Source organism: Janthinobacterium sp. SUN100 (genome assembly GCF_030397705.1).
In the GTDB taxonomy this organism is placed as follows: domain Bacteria; phylum Pseudomonadota; class Gammaproteobacteria; order Burkholderiales; family Burkholderiaceae_D; genus Janthinobacterium; species Janthinobacterium kumbetense.
The window spans coordinates 51,510-69,476 of the sequence record NZ_JAPUBU010000004.1 but is presented as its reverse complement, the minus strand read 5'-3'; the positions used below and the strand labels follow the sequence as shown (position 1 = coordinate 69,476).

Here is a 17,967-nt window from a genome sequence, read left to right as displayed (position 1 = left end):
GTACTTACCCAGCGCGCCTTCCCCCTCCCAGACTCAGACCGCTATGCCACCAGACTTGCGCACGACCTACGAACTCGGTAACCACAACCAGACCACGACCTGGCTGGAATGCATCACCTTCTATCAAGATCTTGCCGCACGCTATCCGCAGGTGCTGCATTTCGAACAGATCGGCCTGTCCGACTCGGGCGTGCCCATCCACGCTGGCGTCGTCAGCGCGGACGGCGTGTTTGACCGCGAGCAAATCAAGCGCGCAGGCCGCACCGTATTCTTCAACAATAACGGCATCCACCCGGGCGAACCGGAAGGCATCGACGCCTGCATGGCCATCGTGCGCGACCTGTGCACGCAGCCGGAGCGCCTGGCGGCGCTGGGCAGCACGGTATTGCTGTTCATTCCGATCTACAATGTCGATGGCAGCCTGAACCGCGCCAACACGTCGCGGGTGAACCAGGATGGCCCGGAGCAATTCGGTTTCCGCGGCAACAGCCGCCACCTGGACCTGAACCGCGATTTCATCAAGTGCGACAGCCTGAATGCGCAAGTGTTCAACCGCCTGCTGGCCAGCTGGGACCCGGACGTGATGGTCGACACGCACACGTCGAACGGCGCCGACTATCCGTACACGATGACCCTGATCCACACGCAGACGGATAAGCTGGGCAATGGCCTCGGTCCCTTCCTGCAAGACACCATGCTGCCGCACATCTTTGCGCAGATGGAACAAGCCGGCTGGCCCACCTGCCCGTACGTGAACCCCGTCAAGGATAGCCCCGACCACGGCATCGCCGAATTTCTCGAAGTGCCCCGTTTCTCGACCGGCTTTGCGGCCTTGCATCACGTCATCGGTTTCATGCCGGAAACGCACATGCTGAAACCGTTTGCCGACCGCTACGCTTCCATGCGCGCCCTGCTCGACATCACCATGGCGTTCACGGTCAAACATGGCGAACAGATCAAGCAGCTGCGCGCGCAAGCGAAGGCGGCCGGACGCACGCAAGCCGCATGGCCGATCCACTGGGCCATGAATGAAGAACAGCCGTCGACCTTCCCCTTCAAGGGCTATGCGGCGCAATACACGCCGAGTATCCTGGGCGACTACCAGCGCCTGTCGTATGACCGCTCGCAGCCGTGGGAACGCGATATCAAGTACTACAACCGCTTCGATGCGGACGTCACCGTGGCCGCGCCGAAAGCCTATATCGTGCCGCAAGCGTGGCGCGAAGTCATCGAACGGCTGCGCTGGAACGGCGTCGAAATGCACCGCATCACCACCGAACAGACGCTAACGGCGCGCTACTACCACATCACCGACGTCGGCACGCGGGCCACGGCCTACGAAGGCCACATGTTCCACGACAATGTGGAACTCGAAGCGCGCACGGGCCAGTTCACCGTGCAGGCAGGCGATTATGTGATCAGCCTGGACCAGGACAACGCCCGCTACGCCGTGGAAACCCTGGAACCGCAGGCGCACGACAGCTTCTTCCGCTGGGGTTTCTTCAACAGCGTGCTGGAGAAGAAAGAAGCGTTTTCCGATTACGTGTTCGAAGACATGGCTTCCGAACTGCTGCGCGACGAGCCTGCGCTGGCCGCCAAGTTTGCCGAGTGGAAAGCAGCGAATCCGGCCCTGCTGAGCAATCAGGAAGCCGTGCTGAATTTCATCTTTGCACACTGCCAGCGCTTTGCCGAGCCAGAATGGCGTAGATATCCCGTGATTGCCCTGATGTAAATCAAGGCTGTAGCGACTGCAACATCCTGGCGCCGCATCGGAGACCCCGGTGCGGCGCCTCTTTCTGTGCCCTACCCACAAGGTAATCCCATGCACTACGCACTGAACCTGCGCACCTTTATTTACAGCCATTATTTTTACCTGGGCTTGCGCGTTGCCATCGGTCTCGTCGGCCTGGCCTTGCTGACCCAGGAAATCAGCGACAGCGCCACCGCCATGACGGTGTGCATCGGCGCCCTGTGCACGACCCTGATGGACATGCCCAGCCCGCTGCGCCACAAGTTCAATGAAATGCTCGCTTCCGTGCTGCTGTGCAGTGCCGTCACTTTGTTAATCAGCCTGTGCGGCCCCGTGCAGTGGCTGTTGATGACGGTGCTCGTGCTCGTGAGTTTCCTCGCCAGCATGATGGTGGTGTACGGCAAGAAATCCATGCCCTTGCAGCTGGCCGCCCTGTTCATCATGACCATGTCGATGGAGCACCAGATGACGTGGCAGCAATCGTTCCACCATGCGGGCCTGTTCATGCTCGGTGGCCTCATCTATCTGGCGTACGCCATGGCCATCGCCTGGGTCTTGCGCCACCGCATCAAGCAGCAAGTGCTGGCCGAAGCCCTGTTCGAACTGGCCGCCTACATCGACATCAAGGCCGATTTCTACGACACCCGTTTTAACCTGACGGAACAGTTCAACAAGCTGGTGCGCCATCAAAGCATCCTCGCCGACCGCCAGCAGGCATCGCGCGACTTGATCTTGCGCAGCCACAAGAACAGCAAGGATGCTATCGTCGTGCAGGTGCACGTGTGCATGCTGGATCTGTATGAACTGATACTCTCCACGCACACGGATTACGCGCTGCTGCGCCAGCACCTGGCGGACTCCGACGTACTGAAATCCTTGCACGACCTGGCCTACAAGGCGGCGCGCGACATCGAAGCCGTGGCCTACGCCGTCACGCGCAAGCGCGCCTCGTATGCGCAGATCAGTTACGACAAGGAATGGGCCGATATCGAAGAGGAAATTGCCCGTCTGCACGCAAAAGGCGATGCTGCGCAGGAAGCGCTGGCTACCCTGCGCGCGCAGCGCAACAAGATCCGCGCCATTCTGAAAATGATCGCGGAATTGCACCTGGCCAGCCAGAAAGTGTATGACAACGTGCCGTTCTGGAGCGGTGCGGACATGGCGCCGTTCCTGTCGCAGCAGAAATACGAGCTGAAAACCCTGCTGTCGAATCTGCGCCTGGACTCGCCCGTGTTCCGCTTCGCCCTGCGCGTATCGATGGCCATCTCGGTGGGATTGCTGATCGGACACTGGCTGCCATATGCGGCGCACAGCTACTGGATCGTATTGACCATCGTCATCATCTTGCGCCCCACGTTCAGCATGACGCGCCAGCGCCGCGCCGACCGCATCATCGGCACCATCATCGGCTGCATCATCACGGCCATCGTGATCCGCTTCGTGCACAGCAATATCGTGCTGATGGCCATCCTGTTCCTCTCCATCGTGGCCACGCCCACCTTCATCTATTTGCGCTACCGCTACACGGCCATCGCCGTGAGCCTGATGATTCTGCTGCAAATGCACCTGGTGGCGCCCAGCAACCCGAACCTCGTCAGCGAGCGCCTGATCGATACCCTGATCGGCGCGGCAGTGGCGACCGTGTTCAGCTTCGTGCTGGCCAACTGGGAATACCAGAGCCTGCCACGGCTGGTGCGCCAGGTGCTGAATGTGAATGTGAGTTATATGCAGGCCAGCTTCGCGCTGCTGCAGGGGAAATGTTTCGATGACTTCGCCTACCGCATCGAGCGCAAGCGATTGATGGACAGCCTGGCTGCGCTCAGCTCGGCGCTGGTGCGCATGCTCGATGAACCGGCCAGCAAGCAGCGGGCCGTGGAAGACATCAACCTGTTCATCGTGCAAAATTACTTGCTGGTCGCCCACGTGGCGGCGCTGCGCTCCATCCTGGGCCGGCATGCCAGCCAGCTGCCCGTCGCGCCCGTCAACGCCCTGCTCAGCCACAGCCATACGCAAGTGTGTTTGACCCTGTCGCGCGCGCTGGATCAGCTCGACAACCAGGCCGTCATCAGCGCCCCGCTGGCAGTGCCTGCCGCGCCGCCCGTCAGCGACGTGGCCTGGTCGGGCTGGCCGCTGGTGCAACGCCGCATCCGCTTGTTACAGGCAGATGCGGATAAGATCGTGATACATAGCGCGGCGATCGTGCATATCGTCTCGCCACGCGCCTGACAAAAAGTCCATGGCGTTGTTGCCGCGCCTCGTCGTACATTCGTACTGCCTTCGGCACGGCGCCTAGCCCTGAACATTTTGTCAGCCGCTTTATCCAGGCTAGCCTGCCTACGGCAGGCCGCCAATGACTACTTCAAATAACGCTCGAACCAGCCGATGGTGCGCTTCTGCAAGTCGCGCTGATGCTCGGGCTTGCGGAAGGAATGGCCTTCGCCGTCGTAGATGAACAGGCTGGACGGCACGCCCATGGCGCGCAAGCCGTGCCAGAATTCCAGCGACTGGGCAGCCGGCGTTTCCACGTCGCGCTCGCCCACGTAGATCAGGGTCGGCGTCTTGGCCGCCTTGATCGATTCGATGGGTGAAGCCTTGCGGTAGACGGCGGGATTGTCATACGCGGAGGCGCCAAAGAACGGGATCATCCACTGGTTGATGCCGTTCTGGCCGTAATAGCTGATCCAGTTCGACACGCCCGCGCCCGCCACGGCCGCCTTGAAACGGTCGCTATGCGTGACGCCCCACATGGTCATGAAGCCGCCATACGAATGGCCGATCAGGCCCAGGCGGTCCCCATCGATGAGCGCCACTTTTTGCGCGGCATCAATGCCGGCCAGGATGTCGCGCCAGTCGCCGCCGCCGAAGTCGGCCATGTTGGCGCGCGTAAAAGCCTGGCCCTGGCCAAAGCTGCCGCGCGGATTGGGCAGGAAGACGAAATAACCCTTTTGCGTCAATTCATGGATCAGGGTGCTCGCTCCCACGTAACGGGGCGAGGCGGCGGCGCCCGGGCCGCCATGCACGTTGACGACCATCGGGTAGCGCTTGCCTGCATCCGCCTTCAACGGCCCCAGCAGCCAGCCTTGCACCTTGTATTGCTCGTTATTCCAGCCCACGTTCTGCACCGTCAGTTGCGGCGCAAAACCGTCATTGTCGCGCGTAATCTTTTTCAGCTGGCCCACCGGTCCCGCCACCAGGTAGCTGGCGTGCGTAAAATCTTCCTGGGCGGCAGCGGCGTGACGGCCATCGGCGCTGAACGACAGGCGGCCATCGCTGCCGCTGCTGCTGAGTTCACCGAGCAGCACAGGCCGGGACGGGCCGCTTTGCGCATCGATGGGCACCAGCGCCAGCTGCGAGTCGATCAGGGCCGTTGCCAGCAAGCCGGCGCCGCGCCAGACGACGCCATTGAAGGTGCCGCGATAGTCTGGCGTGAGATTGCGCGGCGTGCCGCCGGCCAGCGGTACAGTGTAGATATCGCCGCCGATGGAGCCGAAATCGCTCATCAGGCCGCCGATGAAGACCACCGTCTTGCCATCCGGTGAAACCGAAGGCAGGTTCAGCTGCATGGCCGGCGACGCGATCACGCGCAGGGCGCCCGTGGCCGCATCAATATGGCTGAGCTTGGCGACCCACCAATTGCTGTCGCCATTGCCTTGCGCGCTGGTGGCGACAAAGCCGCGGCCATCGGGCGTCCAGCTGTATTCATACACATAGGTGTCGCTGGGCGACAGCAGACGCGGCTCGCCGCCGCTGACCGGCACGACGGCGATGCGCTGGGCATCGTCTTCGCTGCCCACTTCGCCCACCTGGCGCGCGCCCGCTTCCACGGCGCCGGCCAGCTTGCGCGCGCCCACCGTCGCGAGCAGGGCCAGCTGCTTGCCATCCGGCGACCAGCGCGCCGTACTGGCCACACCTTTGATGTTCGTCAATATCTGGGTTTGCGCCTGTGTCATCGTGGCCAGGTACAGTTGCGCCGTACCCGCCTTGGCGTCGTAACCGACAAAGGCCAGCTGCCGGCCATCGGGCGACCAGCTGGGCTTGTCGTAGGAACACACGGCGCACGGATCGAATTGCTGCACGATGGCGCCGTTGGCGGCGTCGCGCACGACGATGACCGCATGCGGGCGCTGCGGCAGTTCGCCCGCCCTGCTCGATTCGATGGCGGCGATGCGCTGGCCATTGGCCGACAGAGCGACGGCGCGGTAATCGCGCAAGGCCGGCTCGGTGGCAGAAGCGGCCTGTGCCAGGGTGCCCAGAAGGCTGCTTGCCAGCAAGCCGCAAGCGGCCAGATCAGTTATTTTCATCATGTAAATTCCGGTTAGAAATAAAAAAAACCGCCGGCAAGCGCGGCGGTTTCGGATGGAGCAGACTGCATTAGCGGGCCTTCTTGCCCAGGTGCGAATGCCGCATGCTGTACAGGAAATAAATGGCTACCGTCACCGCCATCCACACACTGAACACGACAAACGTCGTATGCGGCAAATCGCGCATGATGTACAGGCAAGCGAGCACGCTGAGGCCAGGAATCACATACGGCCCGAACGGCACGCTGAAGCCTTCGATGCGGTTCGCGCCCTGCTTGTGACGCAGCACGGGCACGGCAATCGACACCACCATGAAGGCTGTGAGGGTACCTATGCTGACCATGTCCCACAAGTAAGTCGCATCGACGGAACCGGCCACCACGGCCACCACCAGACAAACTATGATCGTATTGCTCACCGGCACCAGGGTGCGCGGGTGGATCTTCTGGAACGACTTCGGGATCAGGCCGTCGCGGCTGACGGCAAACAGGATGCGCGTCTGGCCGTAGATCGTCACCAGGGTCACGCTGAAGACGGAAATGACGGCGCCGGCCGATAGCACCAGCGCGGGCCAGGTCTTGCCCGTGACGTTTTGCAGGATCACCGCCAGGCCCGCTTCCTGGCCTTCGAACAATTTCGCCTGTTGCGCGCCGAGGGCGGCCACGGCCACCAGCAGGTAAAACACGGTGACGATGAGCAAGGCGCCGAGGATGCCGCGCGGCACATTGCGCGTGGGATTTTTCACTTCGTCGCCGGCCGTCGCCACCGTATCGAGGCCGATGAAGGAGAAGAAGACGGTACCGGCCGCCGCCGTGACGCCCGTCATGCCGGCAAAGCCCTTGCTATTGTCGGCATTGAAGAAGGGGAAGAAATTGTCGGCATTGAAGCCGGAAAACGCGATGACGATGAAAAACACGAGGATCGCCAGCTTGATGATGACCATGATGGCGTTCATCAGGGCCGATTCCTTGGCGCCGCGCAGCAGCAAAAAGCCGCACATGCAGATCAAAAAGATGGGCGGCAGGTTGATGTGGCCGGCATGAAACTCCATGCCATGCGGGCCGGAAACGATCATCGGCGTGCGCAGCATCTCGGGAATGTGCCAGCCGAAGGCATTTTCCAGGAAATTATTCAGGTAGGACGACCAGCCGATGGCCACGGCACTGCCCGCCAAGCCGTACTCCAGCAGCAGACAGGCGGCCATGATGAAGGCCAGGAACTCGCCCACGGTAGCGTAGGCAAACGAATACGAAGAGCCGGAGGCGGGAATGCGGAACGACAGCTCCGCATAGCACAGGGCCGTCAGGCCTGCCGTAATGGCGGCGATCAGGAAAGACAGGACGACCGATGGGCCCGCCTTGGGCACGGCTTCGACCATGGTAAAGAAAATGCCCGTGCCGATGGTGGCGCCCACGCCGATCATGGTGAGGGAAAACAGGCCGATGGACCGGCTCAAGCCACTGCTGCTGAGGCCTTCACCATATTCGACCGTGGTATCGATCGGCTTGGTGCGGCAAAGTTTCTGGACCAGGGTTTGGCTCACTAGACTTCCTTTATGAGGCATGCACTTGAACACCTGCCAAAACCTACTGCGCGTCGTGATTTGCGGCCTGCGATGCTCACTGACTCGGCGTCCCCGTGCATTCGCACAGCTGCGCTACCTAGCCCGGGAGCACCGAGCCTCACATCCGCTCGCTACGGTTTTGTTAGATGCTGCTTGAAACATGACGGCTAAAAACACTTAAAAACGGCGCTCCGGCCCTACCTGGCAAAAAACCGGAAAGATCGCGTCCATTTTCAAAACTAAGCGATTATAGGGCTTTCATCGGTTCAGCTAAACAGAACTTTGATGCAAGGAAACAACGCCAGGCGTGCGCCATCAAACGCGTACTGGCGTTAGTGCTGCATGGAATGGCCAATATGAAAGAAAAAGCGCGCCGCTGCAAGTGCAGGGGCGCGCTTTTGATTCAGCTCAACTAGGCTGAATTACTTTTTAGCATGCGGCACATCGGCCGGCGGCCAGCCCGCTTCGTAGCCTTGCGGCACGTCATCGCGGCGGTCTTTCGGCGCCAGGCCCAGCGCGTAGTACAGCACCGTCAGCAGGATCAGCCAGGCCGGTCCCACCATCAGGGCGATGCGCGTATCGGGGAAATACGCCATCAGGCCGATCACCAGCGCCAGGAAAGCCAGCGAAATCCAGGAACCGTAGGGCGCGAACGGCATGCGGAAGGCCAGGTTCTTGATTTCCAGCGGCGTCAAGGTCTTGCGGAACTGGATTTGCGTGACCAGGATCACGCCCCAGGTCCAGACGGCGCCGAAGGTGGAAATCGAGGTAACCCAGATAAACACTTTTTCCGGCACCAGGTAGTTCAGCAGCACGCCCAGCAGCAGGGCAAACACGGACACCAGGATGGCGCGGCGCGGCACGCCGCTGGCCGTCGTTTCCGCAAACGCCTTCGGCGCCTGGCCTTGCAGGGCCAGGTTGTACAGCATGCGGCCCGTGCTGAAGATACCGCCATTGCACGACGACAAGGCTGCCGTCAGCACGACGAAGTTGATGATGCCGGCGGCCGTCTTGATGCCCAGGCGTTCGAACGTCATGACGAAGGGGCTGCCGGTGGTGCCGATTTCATTCCATGGGTAAATCGACAGGATGACGAACAGTGCGCCGACATAGAAAATCAGGATGCGCCAGAACACCGAATTGATAGCGTCAGGAATCGATTTCTTCGGGTTCGCCGCTTCGCCGGCCGTCAGACCGATCATTTCCACGCCCAGGTAGGCAAACATCACCATCTGCAGCGACATCAGCACGCCCTGCGCGCCATTCGGGAAGAAGCCGCCATGCGTCCACAGGTTGGAAATACCGATGGCCACGCCGCCATTGCCGAAACCGAAGATGATCATGCCCGTGCCGCCGACGATCATCAGGATGATGGTGACCACCTTGATCAGGGCAAACCAGAATTCGAATTCGCCGTAGGCTTTCACGGCCAGCAAATTGATCGCGCCCATGGAGCCGAGGGCCGCCAAGGCCCAGATCCAGCGCGGCACGTCGGGGAACCAGATACCCATGTAGATGGCGACGGCGGTAATTTCCGCCACGCACGTAACCAGCCACAGGAACCAGTAGTTCCAGCCCGTCAGATAGCCTTGCAGGGGGCCCAGGTAATCCTGGGCATAGCGGCTGAAGGAACCGGCCACAGGGTTGTGCACGGCCATTTCGCCCAGCGCGCGCATGATCATGAAGATGACCGCGCCACCGATGATGTACGACAGCATGATGCCGGGACCGGCCATCTTGATTGCATTGCCGGAACCCAAAAACAGGCCCACGCCAATCGCGGCGCCCAGCGCCATCAGGCGAATCTGCCGCTCGCCCAGGCCGCGGTGCAAGCCTTGTTCACTCGTTTTCATTACGTGTCTCCGTTTTTTTCTTGAATACACCGATCCCTCCACCCCAATGGCGGTTCCGCTCTTGCTGGAAAGGAGGAAAAGGCGAGCCGGCGACAGGCGCCGGCATGCTCAGGTGATCAGGCCAGTTCGGCGATCAGTTCGATCTCGACGCAAGCGCCCAGCGGGATTTGCGCCACGCCGAAGGCGGAGCGGGCGTGCTTGCCGCTGTCGCCGAAGACTTCGACGAACAGTTCCGAGGCGCCATTGGTCACCAGGTGCTGTTCCGTGAATTCAGAAGTGGAATTGACCAGGCTCATGACCTTGACGATGCGCTTGACCTTGCTCAAGTCGCCGCCGCACGCGTCTTGCAATGTGGCGATCAGTTCGATGGCGATGCCGCGCGCAGCGATCTTGCCTTCTTCCGTGGTGACGTCCTTGCCCAGTTGACCCACCCAGACCTTGCCATCCTTCTTGGCCAGGTGGCCGGACAGGAAGACGGTGTTGCCCGTGCGGGCATGCATCACGTAAGCGGCAGCTGGTGCGGCAACGACTGGCAATTCGATGTTGAGGGCTTTGAGTTTTTCGTAAAACGACATGCTATTTCTCCAAGAAAACAATATAAGCGAAACCAAAATTCATGCACGGCAGGGCACGGAGGATGACGCCCTGGCAGCGCGGCAGTGACCGACAACAGTGCCAGATTAAACGTCATCATATTGGTGAACCAGCAGTTTTAGTTCACAAATAGGCCCGGTTATTCAGTGGATTATACCGACAATCAAACAAAATTCAGCATCGGTTCATGAAGCATGCTCTCCAGGCATCGAGCGTGTATTTTTTCATTCAATTGTCATTTGTGCAATGTCAAGCCCTCCGGGTCAAGGTTTATCGCCTGCAGAAATGCCTGGTCATGCGAAACCACAAGTAACGTCCCCTGATATTGCAGCAGCATCTGCTCGAGCGCCTGCAGGCTGGCCAGGTCCAGATGATTGTCGGGTTCATCTAACAGCAGCAATTGCGGCGGCGTCTGCGCATACAGTTCGGCCGCCAGCGCCACCTTCATGCGTTCGCCCCCGCTCAGCAAACGGCTGGGCATGGTGGCGCGCGCGCCGGCAATGCCCAGCAGCGCCAGCCGCGTGCGCAACTCGCCTTCCGGCACAATGCTGTTGCGTTCCTGCAAGCGTTGCACGGCGCTCCACTCGCCGTCTTGCAACCCCGCATGCTGGTCCAGCCACGCCACCTGCGCATGGCAGCGCAGCGCGCCGCTGGCGGGCGCCAGCTGTCCCGCGATCACGCGCAGCAGGGTCGACTTGCCGCTGCCATTGTCTCCCGTCACGGCCAGGCGGCGCGGGCCGCTCAGCACCAGGTTGATGGCGTGCGCCTGGCCATGCGGCAAGACCAATGCGCGCAGCTCCAGGATCAGTTTCCCGTTCGGCACGCCACTCTCGGGCGCCAGCAGCAGCCGTTCGGCCTCGGGCGCGCAGCGGGCGCTGGCGTCCATCACCCTTTGCTGGCGCGCCTGCTGCGCCTCTTGCGCGCGCACGCGCAGCCTGCCTTGGCTATCCTGGCTTTTCTCCTTTTTCGCGTCGAGCAGCAGCTTGCTTTGATTGCCTTCGCGGCCCTCGCGCTCACCGCGCGTCACCCGTTTCTGCTGGCGTTCGGCCTGCTGCTGCGCCTCGCGCTGTTCGCGCCTGGCGCCGGACTTTTCCGCCTGCAGGACGGCGGCGTAGCCAGCCTGCTCCAGCGCGCGCTGCTGCGCAAACATGGCGTAATTGCCGCCATAGCTGCGCAAGCCCTGCGGCGACAGCTCGACAATTTCATCGACGTGCTGCAGCAAGCCGCGGTCATGGCTGATCAGCAGCAAGCCGCCCGGCCAGCGCGCCATCTGCGCCACCAGGCGAGCACGTTGATGGACATCAAGGTGATTGCTCGGCTCATCGAGGACCAGCCAGTCCGCCTGCGACAGCCAGGCGCCTTGCAGGGCGATGCGCTGGCGCTCGCCACCGCTCAGGCCAGCCGTCGGCGTGTCGGCGTCGACATGAGATAAATCAAGCGCGTCGAGCGCCTGGCGCAAGCGCGCATGGGCATCCCAGCGGTCTCCCACCAGGGCGTAGTCGGCCTCGTCGATGCTACCTTCGGCGATGCGCGCCAGCGCCGCCAGCAAGCTGGCCACGCCGGCGAGGGCCGCCACGGTGGGATAGCGCTGCGGATCGAGTTCCTGCGCCACGTAATGCACGGCGCCGTCACAGCGCACGGCGCCAGAAGACGGCTGCGCCTGGCATGCCAGCAGGCGCGTCAGCACGCTCTTGCCCACACCGTTATCGCCGACGAGGCCGATACGATGCGGGGCAAACGCGAATTGCAAATCGGAAAACAGGGTGCGGCCATCGGGCAGCACGAAGGAAAGACGGTCGAGTTGTAGTAATGCGGGCATGGATACTCCTTGTACGTGCAGACAGGGCTGGCGAACCCGCGCGGCGCAAAGGCGCTGTGGCGGGAAGGGCGAGGCCGTGCACAGCACGGCAGTATCAATGGCGCATGTCGAAGTGTCCGGAATGAATAGTAGAAGAAACCGGAGTTTAGCAGAAGATGAAAGCTATTGCCCAATGCGGGCCACGCGGAATTTTTGTCATATCGATCAGCATTTGTCGCACAGATTCAATCTTATTCTCCACGGCTGCGGTATTTTTCATCTTGTCGCAAAGCAAGAATTTCATCGTCGGCCCATCGCAGCGGTGGAACCCGATGCTGAAGCGGCATTCGATGGCAGGGCGATGTTATGCGCGCGTCATGCAATGGCTTCGCAGCAGGACTTTTCTTATCAGCATGTTTCCTTGAGGAAATTTCCAAATAGAGACGCCTTTCCTGAATCCGCGCAAGGAGGCAAGCGGAAAAGAGGGGCGATTATTTATGATTAGCAAATGAAGAGGTGTCGGTATGTTTAATTATCCACGTAGTGGCCCGGCGCGGCGCACAAACCAGCTGGCGATGGCAGCCGCTTCGTCGCCTGCGCTGCCTGCCATGCGTCCCGCCATCCTGGCATGCCTGCTGGGTATTTTCTCCCCTGCTGCCCAGGCAGGCCTGGGCGACGTCATCTCGCCGGCCCAAGGGCCCGTCGCCGATGCCAGGGCCATGCATGCGCGCTCCTTTTCAACCGTCCTGGACGCATCGGCCTCGACGAGTTTGCCGTATTCCAGCCACAGGATCGTCCTGCCCGATGGAGGTGTCGCCACAGAGTTTGCGGATGCCGGCGGCTTCGTATTCGCCGTGTCGTGGGCCGCCCCAACCATGCCTGACCTGGCATCCTTGCTGGGCGCCTACAAACCCTCCCTCGATCGCGCCCAGGTCGCCCAGCGTTCGTCGCGGATTCGTTCGCCGCGCCTGCTCAATGCCACCGCCGGCGACTGGACCATCGTTTCAAGCGGACACCTGCGCGCCTATTCGGGCTACTCCTACCTGAGTTCCCGGCTGCCGGCAGGCTTCGACCTGGCGACACTGCGCTAAGCGCCTCTCCCAATTCACCCCCTCAAGGATTCCATGAAAACGCCCCCCTTCGCGCACCGCTTCCGCCTGCCATTGATGTCCGCGGCATTTGCCCTGTTCGCCACCCTCGCCCTGAGCGCCTGCGGCGGCGGGTCCGGCTCGTCAGCCCCTCCTCCCGTGCAGACTAACCCGCCCGTGACCCCGCCTGTGGTGGAGCCCCCCGTCGTCAGCCCGCCTGTGGTGGTGGAGCCTCCGGTCGTCACCAATCCGCCCGTCACCCCCGTCGATCCGCCGATCATCATCAAGCCTCCGGAGAACAAGCCCGGCGGCTCGCCGTTGAATCCGGTCGCCGCCGTCATCGGCGACGACAATGTCGCGCCTATCTATGTCGATGCCGGTCCCGCGAACGGCAACGGCAACACGCCGAACGCGATCTTTGTCGATGTCAAAATTTGCGCTCCGGGCAATACCAACAACTGCGCCGTCATCGACCATGTCCTGGTTGACACCGGCTCGGTCGGATTGCGCGTGTTTGCCGCCGACATGCCCTCCCAGCTGCTGGGCAGCCTGGCCAGTGCCACTTCAGGCGGTGAACCGTTGGGCCAGTGCATTTCCTTCATTTCCGGCACCACCTGGGGCAGCGTCCGCAAGGCCGACATCCGCATGGGCGGCACCAATCAAGGCGGCAAGCTGGCCACCAACATGGCCATCCAGATCATCGCCGATCCGGGTGCCAAATTTGCCAGCATCCCTGCATCGTGCCAAACCCAGGGCACCATGCTGAAAACGGCTGCGGACGTGGGCGCCAAGGGCATCATTGGCGTGGGCTTGTTCGCGCAAGACTGCGGCTCCGCGTGCACGGTCTTTGCCGCGCCCGTCTACTACGCGTGCTCCTCGGTTCCATGCCGCCAAATTCCAGTGCCGCTGGCGGACCAGGTTGGCAATCCCCTCACGGGCTTTGGGGCCGACAACAATGGCAACATCATCATCCTGCCCCCCTTGTCGAACCACGTTGCCGAGCGCGCCGAGGGCATGCTGATCTTCGGCCTGGGAACCCGCTCGAACAATGCCCTGCCAGCGGGCAGCTCGGTACTGGGCGCCACCAATCTCGGCTACTTTTCGTCGGACTTCAATGGCCGTACCTTGAGCAACAGCTTCATCGACAGCGGCTCGAGCATTAACTTCTTCCCGGCTGGCGGCAACTTCATCTCCTGCAGTGGAGCAATCTCCTCCTTCTTCTGCCCCGGCGGTACCCTGTCGCTCACGGCCTCGAACACTGGCCGTGCCGGCACGGTCTCGAGCGTCTCCATCCTCACCGTGGACGCATCGGCCGCGTTCACCGCGCATCCGACCGCCCATGCGTTCGAGGGTTTGGCCGGCGCCGTGGGCGCGCCTTACCTGACCTTGAACATGGGGGCGAGCTTCTTCTTTGGCCGCTCGGTTGGCATGCTGATCGATGGCCGCTCCGCAGTGGGGGTGAGCACCACGGGACCCGCCTTTACGCATACGCCTTAGCCCTCCAGCCGCCGGCGGATTACGCTCCGGGCCGGGACTCCTAGCGCTGGCCCAGGGTCGTGTCGCCGAACAGGTGCTTGTACTCGCGCGGCTGCGAGCGCCAGTACTGCGGTGGCGCCTGCACTTGCGCGCCCAGCTGGGCCGCCGCATGCCAGGGCCAGCGCGGGTCGAACAGGATGGCGCGCGCCAGCGCCACCATGTCGGATTGACCTTGCGCAATGATGTCTTCCGCCTGCTGCGCTTCCGTGATCAAACCCACGCTGATGGTGGGCAAGCCGCTGTCGCGCTTGATGCGCTCGGCAAACGCCACCTGATAGCCGGGACTCACGGGAATTTGCTGCTGTGGCGAAATGCCACCGCTGGAGACGTGGATGAAGTCGGCGCCCAGCTGCTTGAGTTCCTGCGCGAAGCGCACGCTTTGCTCAATTTCCCAACCGCCCTCGACCCAGTCGGTGGCGGAAAGGCGCACGCCTACGGCCACGCTGTCGGGCACGGCGGCGCGCACGGCTTCATACACTTCCAGCGGAAAACGCATGCGGTTTTCCAGGCTGCCGCCATACACGTCGGTACGGTGATTGGACAGGGGCGAGAGGAACTGGTGCAGCAGATAACCGTGCGCCGCATGCAGTTCGATGCCTTCGATGCCGAGCGCATGCACGCGCTGGGCGGCCGCGACAAACGCGCCCTTGATCTGCAACAAACCCATCTCATCGAGGGCGATCGGCACGGTTTCACCGGGAGAATGGGCGATGGCGGATGGCGCCACCGTTTGCCAGCCGCCCTCGGCCAGGTGCACGCAGGCGCCGCCCTGCCAGGGCGCGCGGCTCGACGCCTTGCGTCCTGCGTGACCCAGTTGCACCACCAGCGGAATCGGCGCGTGGCGGCGGATCGCCTGCACCACGTTGGCCAGCGCCGCCTGGTTCGCATCCGACCACAGGCCCAGGTCTTCGGCCGAGATGCGTCCCTCGGGCGAGACGGCCGTCGCTTCCGTCATCAGCAAGCCCGCCCCGGACAGGGCCAGGTGGCCCAGGTGGATCATGTGCCAGTCGGTGGCGTTGCCGTTGTCGGCCGAGTACTGACACATGGGCGCGATGGCGATACGGTTGGCCACGAGCAGCGGCCCCAGTGCATATGGCGTGAATAACTGGCTCATGGCGGACTCCGGAGAAGGGAATGCACCGATTCTACTGTGCTTTGGAAAGTGCGGCTTACACCTGCTTACGTTTGATACAGCGCAAGGGCTAGCCTTGCGCAGACGAGGACGCTAATCTGGACACATCAACAACACCGGCATTACCACCCCCAGGAGAACACATGAACACGACGACTACCGCCAGCCGCATCCACCCCTTGATGGCCGGCGCCGCCATTTCCGTGACCGTCCTGTGCCTGGTGGGCGCGGCGTCCATCGCCGGCATCCTGCCCAATTCGCGGGCCAATGTGCCTGCCACGCCAGCCATCCCTGCCGACGTGGCCGCCATGACGCCGGCCAGCGCCGCTGCCCTGGCAGCGCCTGTGGCGGCCCCGCTCGCCGCGCCTGTCGTGGCGCAAGCCACCCCGGCACCAGCCCCGGCGCCCGTCGTGCACAAGCGCGTCGTGCACCACACGCAAGTGGCGCAGGCGCGTCCTGCCTACAACGATAACAATGATGGCTACCGCGACACGGCTTACCGCGAACCCGTACGCCAGCCGCAGCCAGTGCCTGCACCGGCGCCGGCACAACCGAACTACGTGGGCATCGGCACGGGCGCCGTCATCGGCGGCTTGATCGGCAATCAGGTCGGTGGCGGCCGCGGCAAGGCGCTGGCGACGGTGGCCGGCGTGATCGGCGGCGGCATGCTGGGTAACGCGGTGCAGAACCAGGTCCAACAGCAGCCACAGCGTTAATCGTACGGTCCCAGATAATCGAGCTTGCCCACGGCCACGCCATTGTTTCTGAGGATGGCGTGGACCATGGAGACGTGGAAATAAAAATTCGGCAAGGCAAAACTGAGCAGGTAATTGTCTCCCGAGAATTTCTTGCCCTCGTCGGTCCAGTTCAGCACCACTTCCTTCTGCGCGCTGCCCGCCATCTGGCCCGCATTCACACTGTCGATGTAGGCGATGGTGTTGGCGATGCGCTCTTGCAACTGTTCGAACGACGCTTCGTTATCCTCGAACTTCGGCGCCGGCACGCCGCTCAGGCGCTCGACCGACATCTTCGACGTATCGCTGGCGCGCTGCACCTGCGCCGTCAGATCCAGCATGTCGGGCGCCAGCTGCGCGCCCAGTAAAATCTCGGGCACGATGCCATCTTCCTCCACATGGGCTTGCGCTTTTTCCAGCAAGGCCGAGACGACCCGCAAGCCGCGGATGAAGACGGGAATGGTTGCCTGATACATGGACACGGACATGGCGGACTCCTGAGAATGAACGATGAGCCAGTGTACCCGAGGCGCCGTCTTCCGGCAGCGCGCACCATGCCACTCCTGTGCGCCAGCGCACCGAGCGGCCCAGTTGCTATTATTACTTGTCCAGGTTTACCTTGCCATCCGGTGCATGGCCGGGCTGTTCCGCCGCTTCAGGCTGCAGTGCTGGCTGCGGCTGCGGCGCCGGCTTCTCCTTGCGCTTGCCGCCGAAAAACTTGACGATGGCCGCACCGCCGCCCACCACGGCCAGGATCAGCACTTTCTTGAAGGCCAGCAACAGCGCCAGCAGTTTGCCAAACAGGCCCAGCTTGCTGGCCACGCCACCCGCCACCAGCGCCGCCAGGCCATATTCGGCCACCTTGTCCGTCTTGCTGTCGAAATCCGTGTAGCGGTTACCCTCGGTAAATTCCGTGAACGCCGTCACTTGCTGCATCTCTTTCTTGATCGCCTCGATCTGCTGCATGCTGGCGATCGCGTTCAGGTTCAACACGCCTTCGCGGCCCAGCACGCGCACGTTGTAGTTGAGCGAATGCTCGCCGCCATCGACCATCAAGTCCTTGGCCCAGTACAGCTTGTGCGTATCCTTGGCATAGCTGGGTTTTTCCGCCCAGCCCATCAAATGGATGCCGGGATAGCCCTGCTTCTTGCGCTCCGCATTGTTTTCCAGCACGGATGCCTGCATATCCTTGAGCAATTCGTCGTACTTGATGCTGTCCGCATCGTCATCCTTGATATGCCCCTCCTTTTCATACGTGACGATGACACCCCAGCTGTCGCGCTCGAGCACGCTGGTCTTGGCGGGCACGATCATGCCCAGCGACTCCATGCCCGGTGGATTGCCCCAGGCATCGACCAGCACGCGTTCGGCGTCCGTCGGCGACAGATAACGGAAGTTGGTGGGTAAGTCCAGGGTGGCGATACCGCCCGGCAAGGTGATCTTGCCGCGCTGCAGGTGCAATTGGGCGAGGAATTGTTCGGCCGTCATTTCCGGCGCAGAAGCCTTCTCATCGGCAGGCGCGGCAGCCGTCAGGCCGGAGAGGGTCAGACACAGCAAGGCTGTCAGCAGGCGTTTCAACATGAACGGTCCAATAAATTGCAAAAGGGAAAATATTTT

Annotated in this window: 14 protein-coding genes; 6 read left to right on the top strand and 8 right to left on the bottom strand. The window is 62.2% G+C overall.

Annotated elements, in window-relative coordinates; all coding sequences use genetic code 11:
• Positions 1–43: 43 nt before the first annotated feature.
• On the top strand, positions 44–1,732 hold the full coding sequence (locus O0881_RS20360; RefSeq protein ID WP_289912705.1) for a M14 family zinc carboxypeptidase: 1,689 nt from the start codon (positions 44–46) through the stop codon (positions 1,730–1,732).
• A 90-nt stretch (positions 1,733–1,822) separates the two neighbouring features.
• Entirely contained in the window at positions 1,823–3,976 is a 2,154-nt protein-coding gene (locus tag O0881_RS20355) for an FUSC family membrane protein (RefSeq protein WP_289912704.1), read from the top strand.
• 128 nt (positions 3,977–4,104) lie between these two features.
• Here the strand turns inward: O0881_RS20355 and O0881_RS20350 are convergent, their stop codons facing one another.
• The 5 genes from O0881_RS20350 to O0881_RS20330 all read right to left on the bottom strand — a co-directional run bounded on the left by O0881_RS20350 (position 4,105) and on the right by O0881_RS20330 (position 11,881).
• Positions 4,105–6,054: a S9 family peptidase gene (locus O0881_RS20350; protein WP_289912703.1), complete on the bottom strand. Its 1,950-nt coding sequence runs from the start codon at positions 6,052–6,054 to the stop codon at positions 4,105–4,107.
• 67 nt (positions 6,055–6,121) lie between these two features.
• Positions 6,122–7,594, bottom strand: coding sequence for an amino acid permease (locus O0881_RS20345; protein ID WP_099666227.1), 1,473 nt, complete (start codon positions 7,592–7,594; stop codon positions 6,122–6,124).
• 443 nt (positions 7,595–8,037) lie between these two features.
• Complete coding sequence (locus O0881_RS20340; protein ID WP_289912702.1) at positions 8,038–9,468, bottom strand: amino acid permease; 1,431 nt, start codon at positions 9,466–9,468, stop codon at positions 8,038–8,040.
• Between the two features lie 116 nt (positions 9,469–9,584).
• Complete coding sequence (locus O0881_RS20335; RefSeq protein WP_076571881.1) at positions 9,585–10,043, bottom strand: RidA family protein; 459 nt, start codon at positions 10,041–10,043, stop codon at positions 9,585–9,587.
• Between the two features lie 254 nt (positions 10,044–10,297).
• Positions 10,298–11,881, bottom strand: coding sequence for an ATP-binding cassette domain-containing protein (locus O0881_RS20330; RefSeq protein WP_289912701.1), 1,584 nt, complete (start codon positions 11,879–11,881; stop codon positions 10,298–10,300).
• A 97-nt stretch (positions 11,882–11,978) separates the two neighbouring features.
• Between O0881_RS20330 and O0881_RS20325 the strand changes: the two genes are divergently transcribed.
• From O0881_RS20325 to O0881_RS20315, 3 genes are read left to right on the top strand one after another with little or no spacing between them, the layout of a single operon-like run.
• Positions 11,979–12,365, top strand: a complete 387-nt coding sequence (locus tag O0881_RS20325; RefSeq protein WP_289912700.1) for a hypothetical protein — start codon at positions 11,979–11,981, stop codon at positions 12,363–12,365.
• A 19-nt stretch (positions 12,366–12,384) separates the two neighbouring features.
• Complete coding sequence (locus tag O0881_RS20320; RefSeq protein ID WP_289912699.1) at positions 12,385–12,951, top strand: DUF2844 domain-containing protein; 567 nt, start codon at positions 12,385–12,387, stop codon at positions 12,949–12,951.
• A 33-nt stretch (positions 12,952–12,984) separates the two neighbouring features.
• Positions 12,985–14,445 (top strand): DUF3443 family protein, encoded by a 1,461-nt coding sequence (locus O0881_RS20315; protein ID WP_289912697.1) that lies wholly within the window; start codon positions 12,985–12,987, stop codon positions 14,443–14,445.
• A 40-nt stretch (positions 14,446–14,485) separates the two neighbouring features.
• Here the strand turns inward: O0881_RS20315 and O0881_RS20310 are convergent, their stop codons facing one another.
• A complete protein-coding gene (locus tag O0881_RS20310) occupies positions 14,486–15,598 on the bottom strand; it encodes an NADH:flavin oxidoreductase/NADH oxidase (protein ID WP_289907263.1) in 1,113 nt (370 codons plus the stop codon).
• A gap of 161 nt (positions 15,599–15,759) precedes the next feature.
• Between O0881_RS20310 and O0881_RS20305 the strand changes: the two genes are divergently transcribed.
• Positions 15,760–16,332, top strand: coding sequence for a glycine zipper 2TM domain-containing protein (locus O0881_RS20305; protein ID WP_289912695.1), 573 nt, complete (start codon positions 15,760–15,762; stop codon positions 16,330–16,332).
• Here O0881_RS20305 and O0881_RS20300 read toward each other — a convergent pair.
• Positions 16,329–16,838: a DUF1993 domain-containing protein gene (locus tag O0881_RS20300; RefSeq protein ID WP_086138669.1), complete on the bottom strand. Its 510-nt coding sequence runs from the start codon at positions 16,836–16,838 to the stop codon at positions 16,329–16,331. The two genes, O0881_RS20305 and O0881_RS20300, sit on opposite strands and share 4 nt — an antisense overlap.
• A 112-nt stretch (positions 16,839–16,950) precedes the next feature.
• Positions 16,951–17,931: a DUF2167 domain-containing protein gene (locus tag O0881_RS20295; protein ID WP_289912694.1), complete on the bottom strand. Its 981-nt coding sequence runs from the start codon at positions 17,929–17,931 to the stop codon at positions 16,951–16,953.
• Positions 17,932–17,967 lie beyond the last annotated feature (36 nt).